The organism is Pedobacter cryotolerans (assembly GCF_005116475.1).
In the GTDB taxonomy this organism is placed as follows: domain Bacteria; phylum Bacteroidota; class Bacteroidia; order Sphingobacteriales; family Sphingobacteriaceae; genus Pedobacter; species Pedobacter cryotolerans.
In genome coordinates this window covers 26,503-49,095 of record NZ_SWBO01000011.1, presented here as the reverse complement: position 1 = coordinate 49,095, position 22,593 = coordinate 26,503, and the positions used below count along the sequence as shown (strand labels likewise).

Genomic DNA, 22,593 nt, shown 5'->3' with positions numbered 1-22,593 from the left:
AAAAAACGTTCTATTAATACCTAAATTCCTTTACTACTTTAATTGCATATTTCACATTATCAAAAGGAATATCTGGCATAATACCATGGCCTAAATTAAAAATAAAGCCTTCGGTACCACGCATTCTTTCGAATAACTGATGAATATGTTTTTTAATTACAGGTTGGTCTGCGTATAAAATATGGGGATCTAAATTACCTTGAACAGCTATCCCAGCAGGTAAAGCATTTTTTATGTTTAACAAATCTGCATTCCAATCAACTGAAATAACATCTGGTTTGGCTTCTGCCATAATTGGCGCAAAAACAGAGCTTCCTTTACAGAAAGAAATAACAGGCACATTTGTTCTGTTTAAGCCTGCAATAATCTGCTGGTTGTACTGGTGAGAAAATTCTTGATAATCATTCCATGATAAAGCTAAAGCCCAACTATCAAATAATTGAACAGCATTAACACCAGCCGCAATTTGTAAATTCAAATAATCGGTAGTAACCTTTGCAATTTTAGCTAATAAACGGTGTGCTAATTCAGGGTGATTGTGCATTAACAACTTGGTTAACTTAAAATCTTTACTTGACCCACCTTCAACCAAATAACTCATTACCGTAAATGGTGCACCAGCAAAACCAATTAAAGGAATGCTTCCATTTAAACGTTGTTGAATAACTTTAATTGCATCAGCAACGTATTGCAATCTATCCAAAACATCAACTTCCAATTTGTCTATATCTGCTGCAGTACGAACCGGATTTGCAAATTTAGGACCAACGCCTTGGGTAAAGCTTAAATCTCCACCCATTGCTTCGCCAGTTACCAAAATATCGCAAAATAAAATAGCCGCATCAATACCCAATAAATCAACAGGCAACATGGTTACATCTGCCGCAATCTCAGGGTTTTTACACATTTCTAAAAACGAATATTTGTTTTTAATCTCCCAATATTGTGGCATAAAACGACCAGCTTGGCGCATCATCCATACTGGTGGGCGTTCTGTAGATTTTGAATTTGCAGCGTCTAAAAATAAGTTATTATTCATCTTGTATATCGGCTATTGCATTAGCCTCTTTCTCTATAATTTTAATAATTTCTGTTGCTCTTGATGTTGTGGCTAAACTTTTTGCCTTTTCGGCATAGGTTAAAGCTCTATTTTTGTCTTTCTTTCTTAGCGCTAAATTGGCTAAATGTATCAACACAAAAGCAGTATCGTTTTTTCCACCTAAAGGATAGCGACTGGCCAATTGAAAATGAAATTCAGCCACTTCATAATCTTCTCTTTGCAGAGCGATATTGGCCTTCATAAATTCATAATACCCTCTACGGTTTTTTGCTAACCTTTCCGGATTTTCAACTTCTTCTAATATTTTATCAGCACGCTCGTATTCTGCATTTTTGAAATATTTAGAAGCCAATAGAACAGAGCTATGTTTAATGTGGCTCCACCAAATAAATGCGAATAAGAAAAAGGAAACAGATGCTAACTGATATTGTGCAATATAAACACAAATTACAGTGCAAAGCACAAAAAGCCCTGCCAAAGCATATCTACCTTTATTGCTGTACATTAATGCGAACTATCGGTAAATTTATATCCTACTCCTCTAATAGAGTGAAAGTATACCGGATTTTTTTGATCTGGCTCGAAATACTTACGGAAAGTTAAAATAAAATTGTCAATTGTTCTGGTTGATGGATAAACATCGTAATTCCAAACGGTTTCTAAAATCTGCTCACGAGAAACAGCTTCGTTTTTACGTTCAATTAACAGTTTTAATAGCATTGTTTCTTTTTTAGTTAAAGGAACAACAGTACCGTCATCTTGTTTCAATTCGAAAGAATTAAAATAAATTGTTTTATCGCCAATTTTATAAGAGTTTAATTCTTTTAAATCATCTGGTTTTAAACTGCGTTTTACCAAAATACCAACACGAAGAATTAACTCTTCTAAATTAAATGGCTTAACCAAATAATCATCAGCACCTTTTTTAAGACCCATTACGCGATCTTCATTAGTATTTTTAGCCGTTAAAAACAAAATAGGAACTTCTGTATTTTCTAAACGTATTGTTTCACAAACTTGAAAACCATCCATTTCTGGCAACATTACATCCAAAATGATAAGGTTAAAACGTTCTTCCTTAAAAACTTTTAATGCTGTTTTGCCGTCTTTTACAGCATGAACTTTATAGCCCTCTAACTCGAGGTTTAATTTAATGGCGTCTAGTAAATGATCTTCATCTTCTACCAATAGTATTCTTAATTTCTGTTGCATATCAGTTAAATGTTACTTCAAAAATTGCACCTTGCGGTGTATTATCTTTTACGCTAATATCCGCGTCGTGATTTTGTAATACCTCTTTCACAATAAACAAGCCAAGTCCAGTACCTTTAGATTTTCTTACATTTTCAGCCCCAACACGGTAAAATTTATCAAAAATCAGCATTTTTTCATCGTCTGGAATGCCCGGACCTTTATCAGAGACAGTTAAAACAGGCTTACCGCCATTTTGACAGAGCTCAACTGCAACTTCGGCACAAGGACCAGAATATTTAACAGCATTTTCTACTAGGTTGGTTACCACAGATGATAAGGCAAATTTATCTCCTAAAATAGTTATGCCCTCTTCTATATTCGTTTTAATATTTTGCTCATAGCCGCAAGAATGAACCTGTAAACGATCAGTTATCTTCGTTACCAAATCAGAAAAATCAAATTCTTCTTTCGGGAAAGAATAAGTTTTACTTTCTATTTTAGTAGCCAATAACATATTTTCAACCAAATCATCTAAACGTTCAATATCTTTTAAAGAATTTCTTAGCAATTTCGCTTGTTGTTCTTTGTCTAAATCTCGTTTAATAATAGTCTCTATAGAAAGTTTTATAGCAGCCAAAGGCGATTTCAATTCATGCGTTACAGACATTAAGAAATTTTGCTGTTGCTCTTTTAGCTTATCTTCTCTCTTAATCGAATCATGAATAAAATAAGCACCAACTCCTAGCAAAAACAAAAATACCGCTCCTTCTCCCATTACCATTGCCATACGTTGTGGTTGCAATTGTATCATTACGGTACCCCACCAGAACATCTCTAGCATGGCGTAAAGTAAAAGGAAGTAGAATATGAGTATTGATTTTTTCATTTTATATATGTGTTGTCATCCTGAGCTTCCCGATTAATCGGGACAAGTTGTCGAAGGATTTTCGTTTACATTTCGATTACGCTCAATGTGACAAATTTACTTTTTACTAAACACTAAATCCAACGCATCAAAAATAGCTCTTTTTGCTTTCTCTAACTCAATTTTTGTATGTGCTGCAGAAACAAACCCAACTTCGTAACCAGAAGGACCTAAATAAATACCTCTATTTAACAATTCGCGGTGCATGATTTTAAATTTCTCCATACTTGCTGGATCTATATCTTCGGCAGTTTTTATATCCTTATCCGTAAAAGCGAACCAAAATATTGATCCAACTGTAAATACTTTAAATTTATAATTTCTTGCAGTTGCAAAACGCTGTATACTATCTACAAAATCTTTGGTTTTTTGGGTTAAATCTTTATAAAACCCAGATTTTAACAACTCAGTTAAGGTTGCAATACCAGCTGCCATAGCTACTGGATTGCCCGATAAAGTTCCGGCTTGGTAAACGCCTCCATCTGGAGAAATATGAGCCATAATTTCGTTAGAAGCGCCATACATTCCGACAGGCAAGCCACCTCCGATAATTTTACCATACGTTACAATATCAGGCTTGATGCCGTAATGAGCAGCTGCACCTTCAAAACCAACTCTAAAACCAGTAATCACTTCATCAAAAATCAACAAAGCATTATTGTCTGTACAAGCTTTTCTCAAAAACTCAATATAGGCTTGATCTTGCATTAACAAACCATTATTTGCCGGAATACCTTCTATAATTACCGCAGAAACTTGATCTTTAAACTGCTCAAAAGCTTTGGTAATTGCATCCGTATCATTTAACGGAATAACAATCGTTTCTTCGGCAAAAGATTTAGGCACACCAGCCGAAGATGTTTCGCCAAAAGTTACTAAGCCTGAGCCAGCTTTTACCAAAAGCGAATCGCTATGCCCATGGTAACAGCCTTCAAATTTGATGATTTTATCTTTACCAGTAAAGCCACGAGCCAAACGAATGGCCGACATTACCGCCTCAGTACCCGAACTTGTAAAACGAATTTTTTCGACAAAACGATTATTCTTAATAATCAGCTCTGCTAATTCATTTTCTAATGCAGTTGGTGCGCCAAAGCTCATTCCGCTTTGCATTACCTCAATTACTTTTTCTCTAATTTTCGCATTGTTGTGCCCCAAAATTAGCGGACCCCAACTTGCACAAAAATCTATAAATTGATTACCATCTGCATCCCAAATGTAACAACCATCGCCTTTTTGAATAAACAGTGGTGTGCCGTAAACAGACTTAAATGCCCTTACCGGAGAGTTTACCCCACCCGGAAAATAGGTTTTAGATTTTGCGTACAACTCTGCCGATTTCTCTCTACTAATATCAGGTTTTGCACCTGTATTTACTGGCGTCTCTTCTTCGTTTCCCGAGAATATCTTTTTTAACTGTTCTAACATGTCTTGAATTTTTTGTCTAGCGTAATGCGTTTTGCGTTTATTACGCCTATCTCCAAACGCTTAACCTATGGCATCCAGCCTTGTTCTACAATATCTCTAATGTGGTAAGTGGTTATAATGCTTGCTCCCGCTCTTGCAAAGGCATGCATGGTTTCCATAACCACTTTTTGTTCATCTATCCAGCCTTTTTGCGCAGCTGCTTTTATCATCGAGTATTCTCCCGATACATTGTAACAAGCAATTGGTAAATCGCTGTTTTGTTTCAATTTGCTAATGATATCTAAATAAGCTAAAGCAGGTTTAACCATTAACACATCTGCACCTTCACTTTCATCTAATAAAGCTTCCCTTACTGCCTCTGTTCCATTTCGGTAATCCATTTGGTAAGCTTTTCTATCTCCTTTATTTGGCGCACAATCTGCCGCTTCTCTAAAAGGCCCGTAATAGGCCGATGCAAATTTGGTAGCGTGGCTCATAATTGCTGTGTTGGCAAAGCCATTTTGCTCTAAAGTACTTCTTATTGCTGCAACTCTGCCGTCCATCATATCTGAAGGTGCCAACATATCTGCACCTGCCGCAGCATGGGCTAAGGCCATTTTAGCAATCAAATCAACCGATAAATCATTTTGGATATAATCATCTTTCATGATACCACAATGACCATGTGTAGTGTAAGAACAAACGCATACATCAGTAACTACGTACAAATCATCGCCAAAGTTTTGTTTTAATTGTTTAACTGCTACAGGCACTAAAGAATTTGGATCAAAAGCAGATTTTGCATCATCACTTTTTTCATCTCCCACCCCAAAAAGCATGATTTTGTTTACACCTAATTTTAATCCTTTTTCTACATCTTTTAATAAAGTATCTGTAGAAAAATGGTTAATTCCAGGCATGGCATCAATTGCCTTTGTAACTCCATTTCCTGGAACTACAAAATAAGGATAGATAAACATATCCTTTGACAATCGCGTTTCGGCAATTAGTTCTCTAACAACTGGATTTTTTCTTAACCTACGTGGTCTGAACATAAATTTGGTGTTGATATGTATTAAACTGCAAACCTATTTATTTTAAAATTTAGTATGATAACCTAAATATCATTTTTTAGAAAAGCAGTTCCAGTGGTTCTTTTGTTAAGGTAGTCCTGCTATTCGTTACTCCCGATGAAAAATCGGGATTCACTGCTATCAGGTTTAGTTAAGAAAGTTTAGTGCTAACAACTTTCTTTTACTACAACCGCTTTAAAGCCCCACCCGTCCCTCCCCAGAAGGGAGGACTTTCTAAACGCCTTAAATGCAACCGTAAAAATATGTTGCAATTAATGCTAATATCTTCTGTCCAAAAGTCCCCTCTCTTCTGTAGAGGGGATTTAGGGGAGAGGCTTTTATATTCCAAAAACAGCCTCTGCCAAACCAATTTCATCTGGTGAATAAGGTAAAACGTATTTTACGCCCATTTCATCGAATTTTTTACCTGTTGAGTTACCAATGGCAATTACTTTTTGTTCTGGGTCTAATAAGTTATCAGCAAAATAAGCATGTACATTACTCGGACTGGTAAAAATCAATACTTCGGCTGTAGTACCATCAATATCATCGGCAACAACGGTTTCGTAAATCGGCAAGTCAACAATTTTTGTATCAGCACCTAATGATTTTTGTATCGTTAAAAGCGAATCTTGTGCTCTTGGAAACATCACCGTTTGGCCTGTAACCAATTTTGCAAACTCTTCTGCTACTTCAACAATGTCTCCACTTTCGCCAACAAAATCTGCCAAATGACCAAATTTTCTTAGCGTAGCTTCAGAACCACGACCAACAACTCCAAATTTTACCTTTTTGCTTAATGCAGGATTTAACTTAAAGAAGTATTCTACTCCGTTTCTACTGCTAAAGAAAATCCAATCAATATTTTTTAAATAAAAAGGATCTAAAATATTTACGATAGGAAAAGTACGAATTAATGACCGTCCATCAATTTCTATTTCATGTTTAGCTAAGGCTTTTCTGAAATAGCTGTGTTCGCCAATTTCTCTTGAAATAAACACCTTAGCTGGCATTTTTCTTTCTTTACTAAACTTAGCTACAATTTTCTCAGCTAAACCTTCTGTTGTTTCGGCTCTTACAAAAAGTCTATCCGGAAAATCCTCATCTGTTTCTGCTTTAGAAGTCCAAACCTCAAAAAGACCGTTTTCTTTTTTGCAATAACAGCCTAAAGGCATGTGGCAACCACCTTCAAAAAGGTTTAGCACTTTACGTTCTACAGCAATTTCTTCGGCCGTTGCAGCATCGTTTATTTGTTGCAAAGCAGTAAAAAGTTCGTTATCATTTTCACGAATTTGAATAGCCAAAGCACCTTGAGCAGGTGCAGGAACCAATTCAGTTGTATCTACAACTTCTACATGAAACTCACTTAAATCTATATTTAATCTATTTACACCAGCTTTTGCCAATAAAATAGCATCATAATCTTCATTACGTAACTTTTGAATACGCGTTGGTACATTACCACGTAAATCTTCAATATTTAAATCAGATCTTAAAGCTAACATTTGTGCCTTACGACGGTTTGAAGAAGTACCTACAATTGCACCAGTTTTTAAAGATAATTTTTGGGTTACATCTACTGTGTCTTTTAACACCAATAACAATTCTGATGGATCTTCTCTTTCAAAAACTGCAGCAATAATTAATCCTGGCGGATTTGTTGTTGGCAAATCTTTGTGAGAGTGAACCGCGATATCAATAGTGCCACCTAAAAGTTCTTCTTCTAATTCTTTAGTAAAAAATCCTTTTCCTTCTAGCTTATCTAAACGAAGATTTAATATTTTATCGCCCTGCGTTTTTATAATTTTTAGTTCTGCATCTATTCCAATGCTCGCTAATCTATCTTTAGTGTGGTTTGCTTGCCATAATGCTAAATCACTTCCACGGGTACCGATAATTACTTTCTTCACTTTATATAAGATTTTCCGCTAAATTAAGAATTTTGAATGATTGATTGGAATTGAAATGTTAGAACGTTGAATGGTTGTAATGTTGCCCTACGCATTGCAGTACCATATAGACAAAAAGAAAACAAAGAATATTAAGATTGATTTGGCCTAAAATCTCAATACGCAAATCTTTTTAACTGTTTTTAACCAGTATTTCTTTTGCCATCACCATCGGAATTTTAATGTATTTCTTTTCCATGTAATCCATTACTTTTTCCAATACTGCTCTAGAGTTATCATCAAGTGTATTGATTTCATCGGCAAAAACAGCATTAATTGCTTTATGTTTAATGTCTTTTATTTTTTGAGGCACATCGCTCATGGCAATTTCAATTTTACGCTGACGTAAAACGGCATCAAACTCACTAATATTTGCTTCAATGATTTGTTCGGCGTTAATTAATTCGTCATAACGCTCTTGAATATTTTTACGGGCAATTTCTTTTAAAGATTCTACCTCAATGTAATGCAAAGGGAAATTTTTAACAACTTCTGGTGCAATGTCATTAGGTATAGCTAAATCAACGATTACCTTTTTACCAATTTCTCCTTGCAATAACTTATTATAAATTTCTTCGGTTATAATTGGCTCAGTAGAACCTGTACAAGTGATAATTACATCAAAGCCTTTGCTGTAATTTTCTAATTCGCTTAACGGATATGCTGTACCATTTAAATCTTTAGCCAAACTTTCGGCATTAGCTACCGTTCTGTTAAAAATAGAAAAGTTAGCGTATTTATGCTTTTTAAGGTATTGTGCTATATTTTTATTGGTTTCACCTGCACCAATAATTAACAAGCGAGAATTTGCACAAACATTTAGCTCACGTAATTTGCGGTAAGCTAAAGAAACAATAGAAACCGGATTTTTTGAAATATTGGTGTGCGTATAAACCTCTTTTGCGGTTTTAACAACACGGTTCATAATCATTCGCATATAATCGCCAGTAAAACCAGCAATTCTGCAAGCTTCGTAAGCTTTGCGAACTTGTGCTAAAATTTCTTTCTCGCCAACAACTAAGCTTTCTAATGAGCAAGATGTACGTAATAAATGATTAAAAGCCTGAGTTTTCTCGTAAACAGAAACATTTGCTATAAACTGTTCCATGTATTGCTCAGGTAAGCCCATATCTAATACATGTAAAAACCGACTGATAAATTCTTTATCTAATGCTGCTGCAGAGGTAAAAATAAATTCTACGCGGTTACAAGTACCAACATAAAATATTTCTCTAATATTTAGTTCCGATTGGATATTCCTCAACCTATCATCCAGCGTATGCTCACAAATCACTAATTTACCTAAGGCTTTTAGGTCAATTTGCTTGTGTGTAAATGCAATAATCTTTAAATATTCCAAAATAGGGTTAGCCTGTTATTTTTAGTGTAACAAAAGTAAAAACGTTAAGTGGTAAATCTGTCATTGAGCTGTAATTTAGCCCTAATTTAGAAAGATTTTAAATAAACTAAATTCAACTAAACCTTGCTAAAATAATTTTGTTATATTGGGTACTAGTGTTATTTAAATACAGATTATGATACATCAAAACTCATTTTCGATAATTGGGGCAGAGCAAAAAACAATAATTGGCGACATTACTTATGACGATAGAAATACAAATGCAGCTTTAATAATTTTTATACATGGATTTAAAGGTTTTAAAGATTGGGGTGCACATAACTTAATTGCAAGGTATTTTGCAAGTCAAGGCTTTCGATATTTGAAATTTAATTTATCGCATAGTGGTGTTGATCCGCAAAAACCTACTGATGTTACTGACATGAAAAGTTTTGCTGCAAATACAATTAGCAAAGAGATGTTGGATGTTGATTTGATAATTAGTTATGCCATAGCTAACTTAAATGTTGATTCTGTTTTTGTAATAGGCCACAGCAGAGGCGGTGGTTTGGCAATTTTGCAAGCTGTAAACAACCCTCATGTGAAGGGTTTAATTACTTGGAGTGCAATCTCTACTTTTAACAGTTTATGGAAAAAAGAGCAGGAAGATGACTGGAGAAAAAACGGAAAAATTGATGTGATTAACGCTCGCACAAAAGAAAAAATGCCATTAAATGTAACTTTGCTACAAGATTTTGAGGCTAACCAACAACAGTTTGATATTTTAGCAAACGCAAAGCGGATAAACATTCCGTGGTTAATTGTGCAGGGCGATGATGATGTAAATGTACTCTTTGCACATGCACAAAAACTCAATGGGACAAACCTAAACAGCAGATTGGTAAAAATTGAAGGTGCAAATCATGTTTATGGCGCATCTCATCCTTTTGAGAAAGAGACTTTACCCGTACAGCTTTTGCAGGTTTGCGAAAGGAGTTTAATATTTTTGAATGAGGTGTTATCCAGATAATAATTAGATTTTCTTTTGAAAAGCAGAGACAAAAGCTATTATTAAAATTAGTCGGGCTTTCACTACAATCTTTTTGTGTGCTTCGACTAAGCTCAGCATGACACAAAAAGGATTTACGTTAAAATCCCGTTTATAGAACATTAGCTTATACTACTATGAGGGATTGTTATACGCTTAGACCTAAATAGTTGCATAAGCCTGCGTTTTTAAACCCGGTAGGTCTAAAAAACCTACGAGGTTTGATACGAAAAAAAGATTGAAACGAATAACGGGACTGTAATGATCAAAGTATTACGGAAACTGATTTTCAAATTCTTTAAAACAAGATTATACATCAACTATTTTAAGATATTTCGTTGCTTAAAAATCAATAACTTTACAGATTAAATAAAATCATGAACAAAGAAATTTTCCGAGAGTTTGCCGATATTGAAGTTAAAGAAATGAGCCCAGGCTTTTTTTCTAAATTGATACATACAGATAATAATACCATCAATTTTATCGATATTAAAGCTGGGAGCGACTCTCCTATTCATAGTCACCCACACCACCAATGTGCATTCGTACTAAAAGGGCAATTTGAGATGACCGTTGGCGAAGAAACTCAAATTTTAGATACTGGTAAATTTGTTCTTATACCTTGCAATGTGCCGCATGGCGGAAGAGCTATAACTGATTGTACATTGTTGGATATTTTTAGTCCGGGAAGAGAAGATTTTAAGTATTAACCACGATTTTGTCATCCAGAACGCAGTGAAGGATCTCTATAATGTATTTTTACAGAGATGCTTCGACTACGCTCAGCATGACAATGTAAAATAAAAATGATCCAAAAAACAATAAGCTTAAGAGCAAGAAACCGAGGATTTCATTTGATTACAGATGAAATTTTGCACGCCATCCCAGAAATTAAGGAATTTAAAGTGGGCATGATGCAGGTTTTTATTCAACATACATCAGCTTCGCTAACCATTAATGAAAATGCAGACCCAACTGTTCGTAAAGATTTCGAAATGTGGTTTAACAAGGCAGTTAAAGAAAATGATCCCGATTATCAGCACGATTACGAAGGCTCAGATGATATGCCTGCTCACATTAAATCAGCTTTGCTGGATACTTCTGTTTTAATACCAATTAGAAATGGAAAACTTGCTCTAGGTACTTGGCAAGGAATTTATTTATGCGAACACAGAAATTACGGCGGCAATAGAAATGTAGTGATTACTGCTTGGGGAAACCCCTAAATCCCCTAAAGGGGACTTTTAAAGCCAGCAACAAATGTAATACTTACAATAGCCCCCTTTAGGGGGTTGGGGGTACCCAATTACCATCGCCTTTAATGATTTCTATCAGTTCGTTAATGGCATTGGCAGTATTTACATTTTTCTTAACTACTTCTTGTCCGCGGTATAAGGTAATTCGATCTACTCCTGCACCAACATAACCGTAATCTGCATCTGCCATTTCGCCTGGACCATTTACAATACAACCCATAATACCAATTTTAATCCCTTTTAAATGAGAAGTTCTTGCTCTTATTGCTTGTGTAGTTTCTTGTAAATCGAATAAGGTTCGCCCACAACTCGGACAAGAAATATACTCTGTTTTAGAAATACGGGTACGTGTAGCCTGTAAAATACCAAATGAAGTAGAGTTAATTACCGATAAAGGAATTTCAGGAGCATTAATCCACACACCATCCCCAAACCCATCAATTAATAAACCTCCCAAATCAGTAGAACTGTATAATTGAAAATCATCAATGGTTAATTTATCAAATGTACGTTCAACAATTACCGGAATTTTTATACCCGCAGCTAATAATTTTACAAAAGCACTGCGTAAAGTTTGCATTGCATTTTCTGCATTGGTTGATAAAACCAATACCGCTTTATCTAAATTTATTAATTGCTCAACATTTAATTCCTCAGCCAGAATTTTCACGAAATTTAACTTTTCATCTTTCTGTTGAGCCGAATTAAAATCAGCTAAACTAAATATCGGATGACAATTTTGCTTGTCCACCAACTTTAACCAAGTTGCATAGTTATAAAGCTGTTTCAATCCGCCAGGAAATGAAAAAGAAGGTAATTGATCGCCTAAATAAACCATATCACAAGCCTGATCGGTTAAATTATACTTATCCAGCAATGCTGAATAATTGTAACCTACTGGATTTAAAATGGCAGGGTCTTTTAAATTTTCTTGTTCGATATTGATGATTACTCTCGGTACTTGATGTGCACCCAGATTTTCTATTTCATTTGTAACTCTACGTTTATGTTGGAATGGGTTGTACCCCCCTGCCCCCCTAAAGGGGGAAGCAAAGTCTTTAATCCGCTCCAACTCCCCCTTCAGGGGGTTAGGGGGGTACCTATTAGCCAATGCTCTGGCAACTGGCGCTTCAAATTCTGGATCTTCTGTTAAAGAAACACGAATGGTATCTCCTAAACCATCAGCAAGCAAGGTTCCAATACCAACTGCAGATTTGATACGACCATCTTCTCCATCGCCAGCTTCGGTTACACCCAAATGCAAAGGATAATTCATTCCTTCTTTTACCATGGTTTCTACCAACAAGCGGTAGGCCTGTACCATCACTTGTGTATTACTCGCTTTCATAGAAATACACAAATTATAAAACTTCAAGTCTTCGCACATGCGGATAAATTCCATTGCAGACTCTACCATTCCACGAGGTGTATCACCATAATGGCTCATGATACGATCTGATAAAGAACCATGGTTGGTACCAATCCGCATAGCAGTACCATATTCTTTACAGATTTTTACTAAAGGTGTAAACTTTTTATAAATCCTTTCAAGCTCTGTTTGATAAGTATCTTGAGTATAGGCTAAATTTTCGAATTTCTTTTTATCAGCATAATTGCCTGGGTTCACACGAACTTTTTCTACAATCCGAGCAGCAGATTCGGCAGCATTTGGTGTAAAATGAATATCAGCAATTAGTGGAACATCGTATCCGCGTAAGCGAAGCTCTTTTTTAATATTAGCTAAATTTTCTGCTTCCTTAATGCTTGGCGCAGTAATACGAACATATTCACAGCCAGATTCTACCATCCTTATGGTTTGCTCTACAGTACCTAAAGTATCCATGGTATCAGTAGTTGTCATACTTTGGATACGGATTGGATTTGAACCTCCCATTGGGATATTTCCAATTTGAACTTCTCTTGTTATAAACCGCGAATATTGCGTTAGGCTATTACAATAACCACCTTCTAATTGGATAGGCTTATTCATTTCTTGCATGGTTAGCAAAGATATAGGAAATGTTTAATTGTTATATTGTTGAATTGTTAAATTGTTGGGAAGTTGGGAAACTCGCTTGTAAGGCATTTTGACACTTATTAAAAGCAATTTTAATAAATTTTGCTATAAATTTATAGCAATTTTAACTATATTTGCTTTAAAATTTGAGCATAATGGAAAATTTGAAATTAAAATCAAACTTGATTGTACAACAACAGCCTATGGAAATTATTAGGCCATTAGCAAAAACTATAGATTGGAATGACAGATTAATTAGCATTTTAGGGGCAAGGGGAACAGGAAAAACAACGCTTATTTTACAACATATTAAAGCTAATTATGGGATAAACAACGAAGCTATCTATATTACTATGGATGATATTTATTTTACAGATAATTTGCTAACAGACTTTGCACAAGAATTTAGGCAAAGTGGCGGCAAAGTAATATTTATAGATGAAGTACATAAATATCCAAATTGGGCAAAAGAAATTAAAAACATATACGATTTTTATAAAGACTTAAAAATAGTTTTTACAGGTTCGTCTATTATAGATATTTCTAGACAAAATACAGATTTAAGCAGAAGAGCCGCACAATATGAACTGTCTGGCCTGTCTTATAGAGAGTATTTAAGTTTTACAGGCATTACCAATTTGCAGGCAATAACATTAAAAGATTTGCTTAAGCAACATGTAGAAATTGCTCATGATTTAATTTCAAAATTTAGACCCTTACAATATTTTAACGACTATTTAAAAAATGGTTACTACCCTTTTTTTTTAGAAAACAAGAGTACCTACCATTTAAAGTTAGAAAAAGTGGCAAGGTTAATTATTGAGGAAGATTTACAGTTTATAGCAGGTTTTAACCCACATCATTCTCGTAAAATTTATCAGTTGCTTTATATTTTATCAACCAATGTACCTTTTAAACCAAACGTTAGTAATTTGAGTGAAAAAACTGGCATTAGCCGAAATATGATTGTAGAATACCTTTACTACCTTAACAATGCAAAATTAATCAATTCGCTTACGGCAGCAGGCAAGAGCATTAGCACTTTACAAAAACCAGATAAAATATTTTTAGAAAACACCAATTTATCATTTGCTCTTAGCCCAAATAATACAGATAAAGGTTCATTGCGTGAAGCTTTTTTTATGAATCAGCTTAAAAATGCTGGACATGAAATTAATTTACCTTTAAAAGGTGATTTTTATATTGATGATAAGTATACTTTTGAAATTGGAGGAAAAGGAAAATCGACCAAACAATTAAATGGAGTAGATTATTCTTTTATTGCTGTTGATGATATGGAGGCAGGAATAAATAATAAAATACCGCTTTGGATGTTTGGATTACTTTACTAACTATTTTACAACAACCTTTGTTTAACCACTAATGTATTGGCCATAACATCATGCAAACATTGTTGCTTTTTGTTCATAAAACAATATAAATAACCGATAAACAAAGGCAAGGTTGATAAAATTTTGGCAAAATTCCGTAAAATTGAAGTGCCAATATCTAAACGATTACCAAATAAATCGCCTACTTTAATATCCATTAATCGTTTGCCGATAGTTGCTTGTTTAATAGAGGCTTCGGCAATGCTCGAATAAATAAATTTTGCTACAGGAACTAAGAGTAAAAAAATTACCGCAGTACCTATGCGAAACATTTTTTGGTCGATGAAAATATAAATAAACAGCACAATAATTACGTAACCCACCAATAGAAAGAAATAATCTATAGCCGAGGCCATCAACCTTTGATCGAATGAAGCGAAATATTGTGGTGCAGTTTGTTGAAATTTGAAACCCAACATTTCTCTCAATTCTACCAATTCATGAGCTTCTTTGTAATCATCCATGCCTGGTTTACGGATAAATGTTTCTGGCCTAATTTTTAAACCTTTCAATTCATCGATACTGTATGGTCCTTCTGGCTTACCGTTAACAACAATTGTATATTCTTTCATAGAAGAGATTTGAGTATTGAGATGATAGATTTGAGATATTATACGAATAGCGTAAGAACAAAAATACTAAACATTTTGTCTTTACGCTATCCCTAAACCCTTTACCTCTAAACCCTAAACTTTTTAGTATCTATCTACTTCAAAACTACTTATACCGCCTTCAAAATTGATAAATATTTTATTTGCTGCCGATTGATAGTTTGGCGTTTCATATACGCCTTCACTTATTTTAGTAAAGCCTGTAAAATCTTTTGATGATAAACCTGTTTTAGTTTTAATTCTGCAACCAGAACCTTCAGGGATTTCGATTTTTACATCGGCTACACCAGTTTTTACATTTACATCGGTAATTGGCAGTAAAGCGCCAAATTTAATGTTTAGCTCTGCTGCACCGCCATCAAAGTTTAAGGTTCTTACTTTATAATCTGCTAAATCGAATTTTAATTCTCCTGCCCCCATTTTTAGGTTCATTTCATAAACCGGATTGGTATTTAAACGAACATCAACACTTGTGCCATTACCAAAAGAATAACTTTTTTTATTGTTTTGCATTTTAAAGGTTAACGTATTAACACTATCTGATGTAGTTTTAGTTAAAGAAAATTCACCATTTCTTTTTCTTACTTCAGCAGCAAACAAACTATCAGTCTCGCCTTTTAAATCAAACGAAGTACCACCACCAGAAAGGTTTAGTATTGTTTTTTTCGCAGAATCTGCTTCAATATATGGTTCACTAAAGCTTAGCTTTTTATTATCTGTATCATTATCCTCATCGCCATCAATTTCTATAGTATGCCTTCCATTACTCCACCAAAATTTATTTGTTGGCTCTTCTTGTCCCTTAACAAAAAGTACTGATAAAGCAATTACTAAAATACCCAAAGAGATGATGTTTCCTGTTTGTGAATTATTTTTATTGAAAAGAATATTAACGCCAAGGATGATCAAAAATATAGGCCAAAAATCCCAAACATTTCTCCAATAAAAATTAATTACATCAAAATTATCTAACAATAGTACACCACCAATAAATAAAAGCAGCACACCCCATATTATTCTATCAAATTTCATTTCCGTATGTTTTAAATTAACGTTTTTGGTTTATTTAAGCGTTTGGCTGAGGCTGATCATTGTCATCTTTTATAACTACAGCATCTTCAACTGGCTTATCATCTTGCGTTTTTTGTGCTTGCTCAGTGGTTTTCTTAAAATTATCCCATTCAGTTTTACGCTGATTTCTGAAAATTAAGCTGATACCAATTGCAACTAGCGCTAATGGCCAAAGTTTATAGATTTTCCAAATGTTTAACCAATGTGGCAAAATATCTAGTTGACGTAACAAGAAATAAAAACCAAGCACCAATAAAATTAATCCGCCAATGGTTCTGCCTGTATCATTGGTTTGTGGTTTCTGAAAACTGTTCATATTATTTAGGTTATTAAAATCAGTATTTGGGGTATTCCACTTGGTTTCTGCAGTGTTTTGAGGCGCATCAAATGGACTATTGAAAGCAGATTTATGTTTTTCGAATTGTTCATTAAACTTCTTCATTTTCGCTACCGGATCGTTATTAACTGGTACTACAATCCACATCACAATGTAAACGATTAAACCACCACCGGCTAAAAATAAAGTGGATAGTACAAAAAGCAATCTAACTATAGTAATATCAACTTGCAGGTATTCTGCTAAGCCAGATGATACGCCTGCCACCACTTTGTCGTGCTCATTTCTAAACAATCTCTTTTCCATAACGATCTCCTCCTATTGGTAAAAACTAAAAATTTAAAGGCGTTAAAATAACTTCATCAACGTTTGCTCCGCTACTTAAATTTAAAATAGCATATAAGGTGTTAGCAACATCTTCTGGCTGTACAAATTTTGCTGGGTTTATTGTTGTTCCTTCCCATGATGCTGTTAATGTACTACCTGGCAAAATTGCCGTAACTTTAACGTTGTATTGAGCTAATTCTTTACGCAATACATTATTAAGACTTAGCATCGCGGTTTTTGTTACACTATAGCTACCTGCATTTTCTACAACCGTTTTACTGGCAATAGAGCAAATGTTAAAAATATGGCCATTACCCTGATTACGCATAATTTTACCTAATTCCTTCGCCAAATAATAGGTAGAATTTAAGTTGAGGTTTTGTTGTAACTCAAAATTTTCATTTGGTTCATCAAGTAAACTTCCTGGCAAGAAAACACCTGTATTATTTACCAAAACATCTATTTGATTAAAATGAGATTTTGCAAAATCGACGAAAGATAAAACATCCACTTTGCGAGAAAAATCTGCAGCTTTTATGTAAACTTTATTTCCAAACATTTCTAAATCATTTCGCAGGGCGGATAAATCGGCCTCAGTTCTGGCACATAAAGCTAAATTATATCCACTTTGTGCCAATTTTAAAGCAATTGCTTTTCCAATGCCTTTTGTTGCTCCAGTTATTATTGCATTCATAAATTTAAATATGTTTAAACAAAGCAAAAAAAGCGTATTTATGCGGCTTAACAATAATATTTTTTTACAAACACACAAAGCCAGAACTTTTTTTGTTGTTTCTTTGTATATTATTGTAATTACCTCAGCTAATTTTTATTAAATGAACTTTACCAATTTTGGCAAGTATATACTGTTATTAAAGGCAGTATTTAGAAGACCCGAGAAGACTAAAATATACGTAAAAGCTATTTTTCAGCAAATGGATTTTATTGGCGTTGGCTCTTTGGGTTTGATAAGCATCATTTCTACATTTATTGGAGCAGTAATGACTTTGCAGATTGCGTTTCAATTGGTGAGCGATTTAATTCCGAAAACAATTATTGGTTCTGTAAATCGTGATTCGAGTATTTTGGAATTAAGCCCAACAATTAGCGCTATTGTGTTGGCTGGTAAAATTGGTTCAGCAATTTCTTCAGAAATAGGAACGATGAGGGTTACCGAGCAAATTGATGCCTTAGAAATTATGGGTATTAATGCACCTGGCTATTTAATTTTACCTAAAATATTGGCTGGCATTACTATGGTACCCATTTTAGTAATTATATCTATGGTTTTAAGTATAGGTGGCGGTTATTTAGGCGGAACTTTATCTGGCGCTATTTCTGCTGCAGAATATATACAAGGTATTACTACAGATTTTAATCCTTACACCATTGTTGTAGCATTAACTAAAGCCTTTGTTTTTGGTTTTATCATTACATCAGTACCAGCTTACGAAGGCTTTTACGTAAAAGGTGGTGCCTTAGAAGTTGCCCAAGCAAGTACACGTGCAGTAGTTGTAAGTTGTATTAGTATTTTGGCTTGTGATTACTTGGTAACCCAATTATTATTATGATCGAGATTAAAGACATTCATAAATCGTTTGGAGATAACGAAGTACTAAAGGGTATTTCGGGCATTTTTAGAGAAGGTGTAACTAATTTAATTATTGGTGGTTCTGGATCAGGAAAAACAACGCTATTAAAGTGTATGATTGGTTTACATCAACCAGAACAAGGCAGTGTTTTATATGATGACCGTGAATTTACACAGCTAAATTTTCAGGAAAGAATTGAAATTAGAAAGGAAATTGGCATGTTGTTTCAAGGGTCTGCTTTATTTGACTCGATGACGGTTGAAGAAAACATCATGTTTCCATTAAATATGTTTACCGAACAAAGTAGAAGCGAAAAATTAGATCGTGCAAACTTTTGTTTAGAACGCGTAAATTTAGAAGGCAAAAACAAGCTTTTTCCGGCAGAACTTTCTGGAGGGATGAAAAAGCGTGTTGGTATTGCTCGTGCAATAGCAATGAACCCAAAATATCTTTTTTGCGATGAGCCCAACTCTGGATTAGACCCCAAAACATCTATCGTAATTGATGAGTTGATTAAGGAATTAACCGAAGAATACAACACAACTACCATTGTGGTAACGCATGATATGAACTCGGTAATGGGTATTGGAGATTATATTATCTTTTTACACGAAGGAAAAAAATTCTGGGAAGGTTCAAATAAAGAAATCTCGAAGACAGATATTGCAGAATTAAATGATTTTGTATTTGCTAGTCGCTTTATGAAAGCAGCAAAAGGGAAATTGTAATCATCCTTTATTACCAAACCGACAATGTGGTTGATAGAATAGAGATATTTTGAATAACTTTGTCGTTTAGAATTACTACATAAAATTCAATATGATAAGCCTTTTAACACCAACCCACTGGAAAGATTACGAACTATTAGATTGCGGCGATTTTGAAAAACTAGAACGCTTTGGCAATTTGGTATTGTCTCGCCCAGAGCCGCAGGCAGTTTGGAAAAAGGTTTTATCGCCACAAGAGTGGAAGAAAAAAACGCACATTACCTTTAAAGGTCGTTCGGCAACAAGTGGCGAATGGTTAAAGGCCGATAAAAATATTCCAGATCGCTGGAATGTAAATTACAAAAATGATGACATTAGCATCAACCTACGTTTAGGATTAACTTCCTTTAAACATGTTGGTGTTTTTCCAGAACAAGCAGTTAACTGGGATTACATTTCATCATCTATCAAAAAATTTAAAACAGCTAGTCCGAAGGTGCTTAATCTTTTCGCCTATACTGGTGCAGCATCTTTAGTTGCAAAAGCAGCTGGAGCCGATACCACTCACGTTGATTCAATTAAACAAGTGGTAAATTGGGCTAACGAAAATCAGGAATTATCAAATTTAAAAGATGTTCGTTGGGTTGTAGAAGATGCTTTAAAATTTGTAAAAAGAGAATTGAAACGCGGTAAAAAATACAACGGAATTATTTTAGATCCGCCTGCATTTGGACATGGACCAAATGGAGAAAAGTGGAAATTAGAAGATCATATTCAAGAAATGATGCAAGATGTTGTTCAGTTATTGGATGAGGAAGAACACTTTTTAATCTTAAATACCTACTCTTTGGGTTTTTCTTCTGTAATTGTAGAAAACTTGATTAAAACATCTTATCCTCAAGTTAAAAACTTAGAAACTGGCGAACTTTATTTACAAGCTACATCTGGCATAAAATTACCTTTAGGTGTTTTCGGGAAGTTTAATAAATTTAAATAACTATCAATAAATGTTGATGTGTTGATAATTTTAGTGAACGCCGAGTGTGAATTAATGTATTTTTACGACAATAGAATATCAATTTTAATCAAATACCCATGAAAATAACAAAAAATGTTGTTGGTTTACTTTTAGGATTTGCAACAATGTGTGCTTTTACACAATGCACATCAGACGCTAAAAAGCCAGGAGATAAAACAGCTAAAACCGATACCGCAAAAGTTGAGGAGGAAAATTTACGTGCACCTGTAGATACTGCAAAGTATGATCAGATCATGAATAAATTAGCCAATGGCGATACCACTGGTAAATGGCCTGTAAAAAAACAACCTTATCCTTTGGCTGGTGCAATTTTACCTTTCAAACGTATTGTTGTTTATTATGGTAATTTACACTCAAAAAAAATGGGTGCTTTGGGCGAATATGCACCTAAAGAAATGTGGTCTCGTTTAACTAAAGAAATTAACCGTTGGGAAAAGGTAGATCCTTCTACTCCTGTACAAGCTGGTTTGCATTATATTGCTGCCGTAGCAAGTGGTACGCCTGGTAAAGACGGCAAGTACATCAACAGAATGGGTAATAAACAAATTGATTCTGTGTTAAAAATTGCTGCAATGCGCCCAAATACCATCGTATTTTTAGACTTACAGGTTGCCTTGAGTAACATCAAAGCAGAATTGCCTCATATAGAGAAGTATTTAATTATGCCTAATGTGCATTTGGGTATCGATCCTGAGTTTTCTATGAAAGATGGTTCTCTTCCTGGTAAGAAAATTGGTACTTATGATGCTGCTGATTTAAATTATGTAACTGGTTATTTAGCAGATATTGTTAAAAAACATAATTTAACACCTAAAGTATTTGTAGTACATCGTTTTACAAAAAAGATGGTAACCAACTATAAAAGCATTAAGTTAAGACCGGAAGTGCAAATTGTAATGCACATGGATGGTTGGGGCGAACCTGATTTGAAATTAGGTACTTACCGTCACTTTATATATGGCGAACCTGTTCAATTTACTGGCTTTAAAATCTTCTATAAAAATGATTTGAAAAAAGCGCCAAATCGTTTAATGACACCAGAAGAATTAATGAAATTAAAACCGATACCAAGTTATATCCAGTATCAGTAATATAAAATTTAATAGATTAAAAGGCCTTGAAAAATAACATTCAAGGCCTTTTTTATTGATTGTTACTTTTCGAAAGTTAACAAGGCATGTTGACTTGCCGTATGTAGATCTCGCCAAACTCTATTAATGTCACTATCTTTTTTGGCGGCTTCTAATCCGCAGTAAGGATAGAGCGTATCGCAGATTTTTCTACTGGTATGTGCTAACTTTCTACTTGCCAAACTAACTTCTTTTAGCAAATCGTCTTCAATTTTTTGGTTTTTCATCAAGCTCTGCCATGAATTATCAAATGTTTTATAAAAGCCAGCCCTAACTTGATCAAAGGCGATTTTACATTGCTTTAGTTCATTTTCAAAAAACGATATTTGATCTTCATTGTATCTTTTTAAGCCGCTTCTTCCATAAAATGAAAACTCTACCAATTCTAAAAAATGTTTAGCCATACCTGCGCTATTTACCGCTAAAGTTGTTTCTGCTAATTGCAAAAACGGATAGTCAAATCCAGGTATCTCAACCTTAATTTCCTTATTTATTGAAAACGTTCTGTTTGCAGGCACTTGCAAGTCTTGTGCTTTAAAAGCATGACTGCCGGTTGCTACCAAGCCGAAGTAAGACCAACCCGGCAAAATATCAACCTCATCTTTGAATAAGATGAATGATTTAATCACCTCTTCGCCATCTTCTGATAATATAGCCGATCCATCTGTATTAATTAATTTACAATTTGCTGTAAAAATAGTTGCATGTAAGGCTCCACTGGCATATTTCCAATGTCCATTTACTGAATATCCATTTTCATTTTTAATTGCTGTACCGCCAACTGCACCGCTACCAGCAAAACAAGCTGTCCTATTTGCAAAAATTTCTTTCGCCAAATCTGGATCCAAAAAACCGGAAAACCAACCAGCTCCGCTGCAAAGGGTTACTGTCCAACCTAAACTCCCATCAACATAAGCCAATTCTTCTAGCAACTTTAAAATTTCTGGCAATGTTTTTCCAGGTCCGTTGTATACTTTAGGCACATATAGTTTAAACCATTCTTGCTGATAGGCAATTTCCAAAACATCTGGATGTAAAGTGCCTAATGCTTCAGATTGAGCTGCCAAGTTTTGAATAGCGTGTTGCCAAGTTTGTGTTTGTTGCATAATTTGTTGTTGGA

At 34.6% G+C, this 22,593-nt stretch carries 22 protein-coding genes; 8 read left to right on the top strand and 14 right to left on the bottom strand.

The features are described 5' to 3' along the window. Positions 1-13: 13 nt before the first annotated feature. The 8 genes from hemE to hemA all read right to left on the bottom strand — a co-directional run bounded on the left by hemE (position 14) and on the right by hemA (position 8,968). Positions 14-1,039 carry a uroporphyrinogen decarboxylase gene (gene hemE / locus FA045_RS15900; protein WP_136878072.1) on the bottom strand — a complete coding sequence of 342 codons (1,026 nt, stop codon included), beginning with the start codon at positions 1,037-1,039 and terminating at the stop codon, positions 14-16. Further along, positions 1,032-1,565, bottom strand: coding sequence for a hypothetical protein (locus FA045_RS15895; RefSeq protein ID WP_136878071.1), 534 nt, complete (start codon positions 1,563-1,565; stop codon positions 1,032-1,034). The genes hemE and FA045_RS15895 overlap by 8 nt, the downstream gene beginning before the upstream one ends. After that, positions 1,565-2,272 (bottom strand): response regulator transcription factor, encoded by a 708-nt coding sequence (locus FA045_RS15890; protein WP_136878070.1) that lies wholly within the window; start codon positions 2,270-2,272, stop codon positions 1,565-1,567. Before FA045_RS15890 ends, FA045_RS15895 begins: the two co-directional genes overlap by 1 nt. 1 nt (position 2,273) lies before the next feature. Next, entirely contained in the window at positions 2,274-3,140 is an 867-nt protein-coding gene (locus FA045_RS15885; RefSeq protein ID WP_136878069.1) for a sensor histidine kinase, read from the bottom strand. 96 nt (positions 3,141-3,236) lie between these two features. Next, positions 3,237-4,607, bottom strand: coding sequence for a glutamate-1-semialdehyde 2,1-aminomutase (hemL, locus tag FA045_RS15880; RefSeq protein WP_136878068.1), 1,371 nt, complete (start codon positions 4,605-4,607; stop codon positions 3,237-3,239). Between the two features lie 65 nt (positions 4,608-4,672). After that, positions 4,673-5,641 carry a porphobilinogen synthase gene (gene hemB / locus FA045_RS15875; protein ID WP_136878067.1) on the bottom strand — a complete coding sequence of 323 codons (969 nt, stop codon included), beginning with the start codon at positions 5,639-5,641 and terminating at the stop codon, positions 4,673-4,675. Between the two features lie 356 nt (positions 5,642-5,997). Continuing rightward, on the bottom strand, positions 5,998-7,569 hold the full coding sequence (gene hemC / locus FA045_RS15870) for a hydroxymethylbilane synthase (RefSeq protein WP_136878066.1): 1,572 nt from the start codon (positions 7,567-7,569) through the stop codon (positions 5,998-6,000). A gap of 172 nt (positions 7,570-7,741) precedes the next feature. Further along, complete coding sequence (hemA, locus tag FA045_RS15865; RefSeq protein ID WP_136878065.1) at positions 7,742-8,968, bottom strand: glutamyl-tRNA reductase; 1,227 nt, start codon at positions 8,966-8,968, stop codon at positions 7,742-7,744. Between the two features lie 175 nt (positions 8,969-9,143). Between hemA and FA045_RS15860 the strand changes: the two genes are divergently transcribed. The 3 genes from FA045_RS15860 (at position 9,144) to FA045_RS15850 (ending at position 11,221) form a co-directional block, all read left to right on the top strand. Then, positions 9,144-9,977 (top strand): alpha/beta hydrolase family protein, encoded by an 834-nt coding sequence (locus FA045_RS15860; protein ID WP_136878064.1) that lies wholly within the window; start codon positions 9,144-9,146, stop codon positions 9,975-9,977. Positions 9,978-10,372: 395 nt separating this feature from the next. Continuing rightward, complete coding sequence (locus FA045_RS15855; RefSeq protein ID WP_136878063.1) at positions 10,373-10,705, top strand: cupin domain-containing protein; 333 nt, start codon at positions 10,373-10,375, stop codon at positions 10,703-10,705. A 96-nt stretch (positions 10,706-10,801) separates the two neighbouring features. Further along, complete coding sequence (locus FA045_RS15850) at positions 10,802-11,221, top strand: secondary thiamine-phosphate synthase enzyme YjbQ (RefSeq protein WP_205943175.1); 420 nt, start codon at positions 10,802-10,804, stop codon at positions 11,219-11,221. 58 nt (positions 11,222-11,279) lie between these two features. Here the strand turns inward: FA045_RS15850 and ispG are convergent, their stop codons facing one another. After that, positions 11,280-13,250: a (E)-4-hydroxy-3-methylbut-2-enyl-diphosphate synthase gene (gene ispG, locus FA045_RS15845; RefSeq protein WP_136878061.1), complete on the bottom strand. Its 1,971-nt coding sequence runs from the start codon at positions 13,248-13,250 to the stop codon at positions 11,280-11,282. 173 nt (positions 13,251-13,423) lie between these two features. On the opposite strand from ispG, the gene FA045_RS15840 reads away from it, so the two are divergent. Continuing rightward, positions 13,424-14,620, top strand: coding sequence for an ATP-binding protein (locus FA045_RS15840; RefSeq protein ID WP_136878060.1), 1,197 nt, complete (start codon positions 13,424-13,426; stop codon positions 14,618-14,620). 5 nt (positions 14,621-14,625) lie between these two features. On the opposite strand, the gene FA045_RS15835 is transcribed toward FA045_RS15840, so the two are convergent. The 4 genes from FA045_RS15835 to FA045_RS15820 form a co-directional block, all read right to left on the bottom strand. Then, positions 14,626-15,231: an RDD family protein gene (locus tag FA045_RS15835; RefSeq protein ID WP_136878059.1), complete on the bottom strand. Its 606-nt coding sequence runs from the start codon at positions 15,229-15,231 to the stop codon at positions 14,626-14,628. Positions 15,232-15,354: 123 nt separating this feature from the next. Continuing rightward, positions 15,355-16,302 (bottom strand): LiaF transmembrane domain-containing protein, encoded by a 948-nt coding sequence (locus FA045_RS15830; RefSeq protein WP_136878058.1) that lies wholly within the window; start codon positions 16,300-16,302, stop codon positions 15,355-15,357. 34 nt (positions 16,303-16,336) lie between these two features. Next, positions 16,337-16,984, bottom strand: a complete 648-nt coding sequence (locus FA045_RS15825; RefSeq protein ID WP_136878057.1) for a PspC domain-containing protein — start codon at positions 16,982-16,984, stop codon at positions 16,337-16,339. Positions 16,985-17,009: 25 nt separating this feature from the next. Then, entirely contained in the window at positions 17,010-17,699 is a 690-nt protein-coding gene (locus FA045_RS15820) for an SDR family oxidoreductase (RefSeq protein ID WP_136878056.1), read from the bottom strand. A 142-nt stretch (positions 17,700-17,841) separates the two neighbouring features. Here FA045_RS15820 and FA045_RS15815 point away from each other — a divergent pair, with 142 nt between their 5' ends. The 4 genes from FA045_RS15815 to FA045_RS15800 all read left to right on the top strand — a co-directional run bounded on the left by FA045_RS15815 (position 17,842) and on the right by FA045_RS15800 (position 21,434). Beyond that, positions 17,842-18,576 carry an MlaE family ABC transporter permease gene (locus tag FA045_RS15815; protein WP_136878055.1) on the top strand — a complete coding sequence of 245 codons (735 nt, stop codon included), beginning with the start codon at positions 17,842-17,844 and terminating at the stop codon, positions 18,574-18,576. Further along, the gene (locus FA045_RS15810; RefSeq protein ID WP_136878054.1) at positions 18,573-19,325 is read left to right on the top strand and encodes an ABC transporter ATP-binding protein; all 753 of its coding nucleotides are present in this window, start codon (positions 18,573-18,575) and stop codon (positions 19,323-19,325) included. Before FA045_RS15815 ends, FA045_RS15810 begins: the two co-directional genes overlap by 4 nt. 91 nt (positions 19,326-19,416) lie before the next feature. Further along, positions 19,417-20,301 carry a class I SAM-dependent methyltransferase gene (locus FA045_RS15805; RefSeq protein WP_136878053.1) on the top strand — a complete coding sequence of 295 codons (885 nt, stop codon included), beginning with the start codon at positions 19,417-19,419 and terminating at the stop codon, positions 20,299-20,301. 98 nt (positions 20,302-20,399) lie between these two features. Continuing rightward, entirely contained in the window at positions 20,400-21,434 is a 1,035-nt protein-coding gene (locus tag FA045_RS15800) for a hypothetical protein (protein ID WP_225871362.1), read from the top strand. Positions 21,435-21,496: 62 nt separating this feature from the next. Here the strand turns inward: FA045_RS15800 and FA045_RS15795 are convergent, their stop codons facing one another. Further along, positions 21,497-22,579, bottom strand: a complete 1,083-nt coding sequence (locus tag FA045_RS15795; protein WP_136878052.1) for an acyl-CoA dehydrogenase family protein — start codon at positions 22,577-22,579, stop codon at positions 21,497-21,499. Between the last annotated feature and the right edge of the window lie 14 nt (positions 22,580-22,593).

What these genes read in the sequence shown, in the direction of transcription:
- FA045_RS15805 (WP_136878053.1), top strand. Translation starts at nt 19,417, where the DNA reads ATGATAAGCCTTTTAACACCAACCCACTGGAAAGATTACGAACTATTA.
- FA045_RS15840 (WP_136878060.1), top strand. Translation starts at nt 13,424, where the DNA reads ATGGAAAATTTGAAATTAAAATCAAACTTGATTGTACAACAACAGCCT.
- FA045_RS15890 (WP_136878070.1), bottom strand. Translation starts at nt 2,272, where the DNA reads ATGCAACAGAAATTAAGAATACTATTGGTAGAAGATGAAGATCATTTA.
- FA045_RS15795 (WP_136878052.1), bottom strand. Translation starts at nt 22,579, where the DNA reads ATGCAACAAACACAAACTTGGCAACACGCTATTCAAAACTTGGCAGCT.
- FA045_RS15885 (WP_136878069.1), bottom strand. Translation starts at nt 3,140, where the DNA reads ATGAAAAAATCAATACTCATATTCTACTTCCTTTTACTTTACGCCATG.
- ispG (WP_136878061.1), bottom strand. Translation starts at nt 13,250, where the DNA reads ATGCAAGAAATGAATAAGCCTATCCAATTAGAAGGTGGTTATTGTAAT.
- FA045_RS15860 (WP_136878064.1), top strand. Translation starts at nt 9,144, where the DNA reads ATGATACATCAAAACTCATTTTCGATAATTGGGGCAGAGCAAAAAACA.
- FA045_RS15825 (WP_136878057.1), bottom strand. Translation starts at nt 16,984, where the DNA reads ATGGAAAAGAGATTGTTTAGAAATGAGCACGACAAAGTGGTGGCAGGC.
- FA045_RS15810 (WP_136878054.1), top strand. Translation starts at nt 18,573, where the DNA reads ATGATCGAGATTAAAGACATTCATAAATCGTTTGGAGATAACGAAGTA.
- FA045_RS15815 (WP_136878055.1), top strand. Translation starts at nt 17,842, where the DNA reads ATGAACTTTACCAATTTTGGCAAGTATATACTGTTATTAAAGGCAGTA.
- FA045_RS15830 (WP_136878058.1), bottom strand. Translation starts at nt 16,302, where the DNA reads ATGAAATTTGATAGAATAATATGGGGTGTGCTGCTTTTATTTATTGGT.
- FA045_RS15820 (WP_136878056.1), bottom strand. Translation starts at nt 17,699, where the DNA reads ATGAATGCAATAATAACTGGAGCAACAAAAGGCATTGGAAAAGCAATT.
- FA045_RS15800 (WP_225871362.1), top strand. Translation starts at nt 20,400, where the DNA reads ATGAAAATAACAAAAAATGTTGTTGGTTTACTTTTAGGATTTGCAACA.
- hemE (WP_136878072.1), bottom strand. Translation starts at nt 1,039, where the DNA reads ATGAATAATAACTTATTTTTAGACGCTGCAAATTCAAAATCTACAGAA.
- FA045_RS15855 (WP_136878063.1), top strand. Translation starts at nt 10,373, where the DNA reads ATGAACAAAGAAATTTTCCGAGAGTTTGCCGATATTGAAGTTAAAGAA.
- FA045_RS15895 (WP_136878071.1), bottom strand. Translation starts at nt 1,565, where the DNA reads ATGTACAGCAATAAAGGTAGATATGCTTTGGCAGGGCTTTTTGTGCTT.
- hemL (WP_136878068.1), bottom strand. Translation starts at nt 4,607, where the DNA reads ATGTTAGAACAGTTAAAAAAGATATTCTCGGGAAACGAAGAAGAGACG.
- FA045_RS15850 (WP_205943175.1), top strand. Translation starts at nt 10,802, where the DNA reads ATGATCCAAAAAACAATAAGCTTAAGAGCAAGAAACCGAGGATTTCAT.
- FA045_RS15835 (WP_136878059.1), bottom strand. Translation starts at nt 15,231, where the DNA reads ATGAAAGAATATACAATTGTTGTTAACGGTAAGCCAGAAGGACCATAC.
- hemB (WP_136878067.1), bottom strand. Translation starts at nt 5,641, where the DNA reads ATGTTCAGACCACGTAGGTTAAGAAAAAATCCAGTTGTTAGAGAACTA.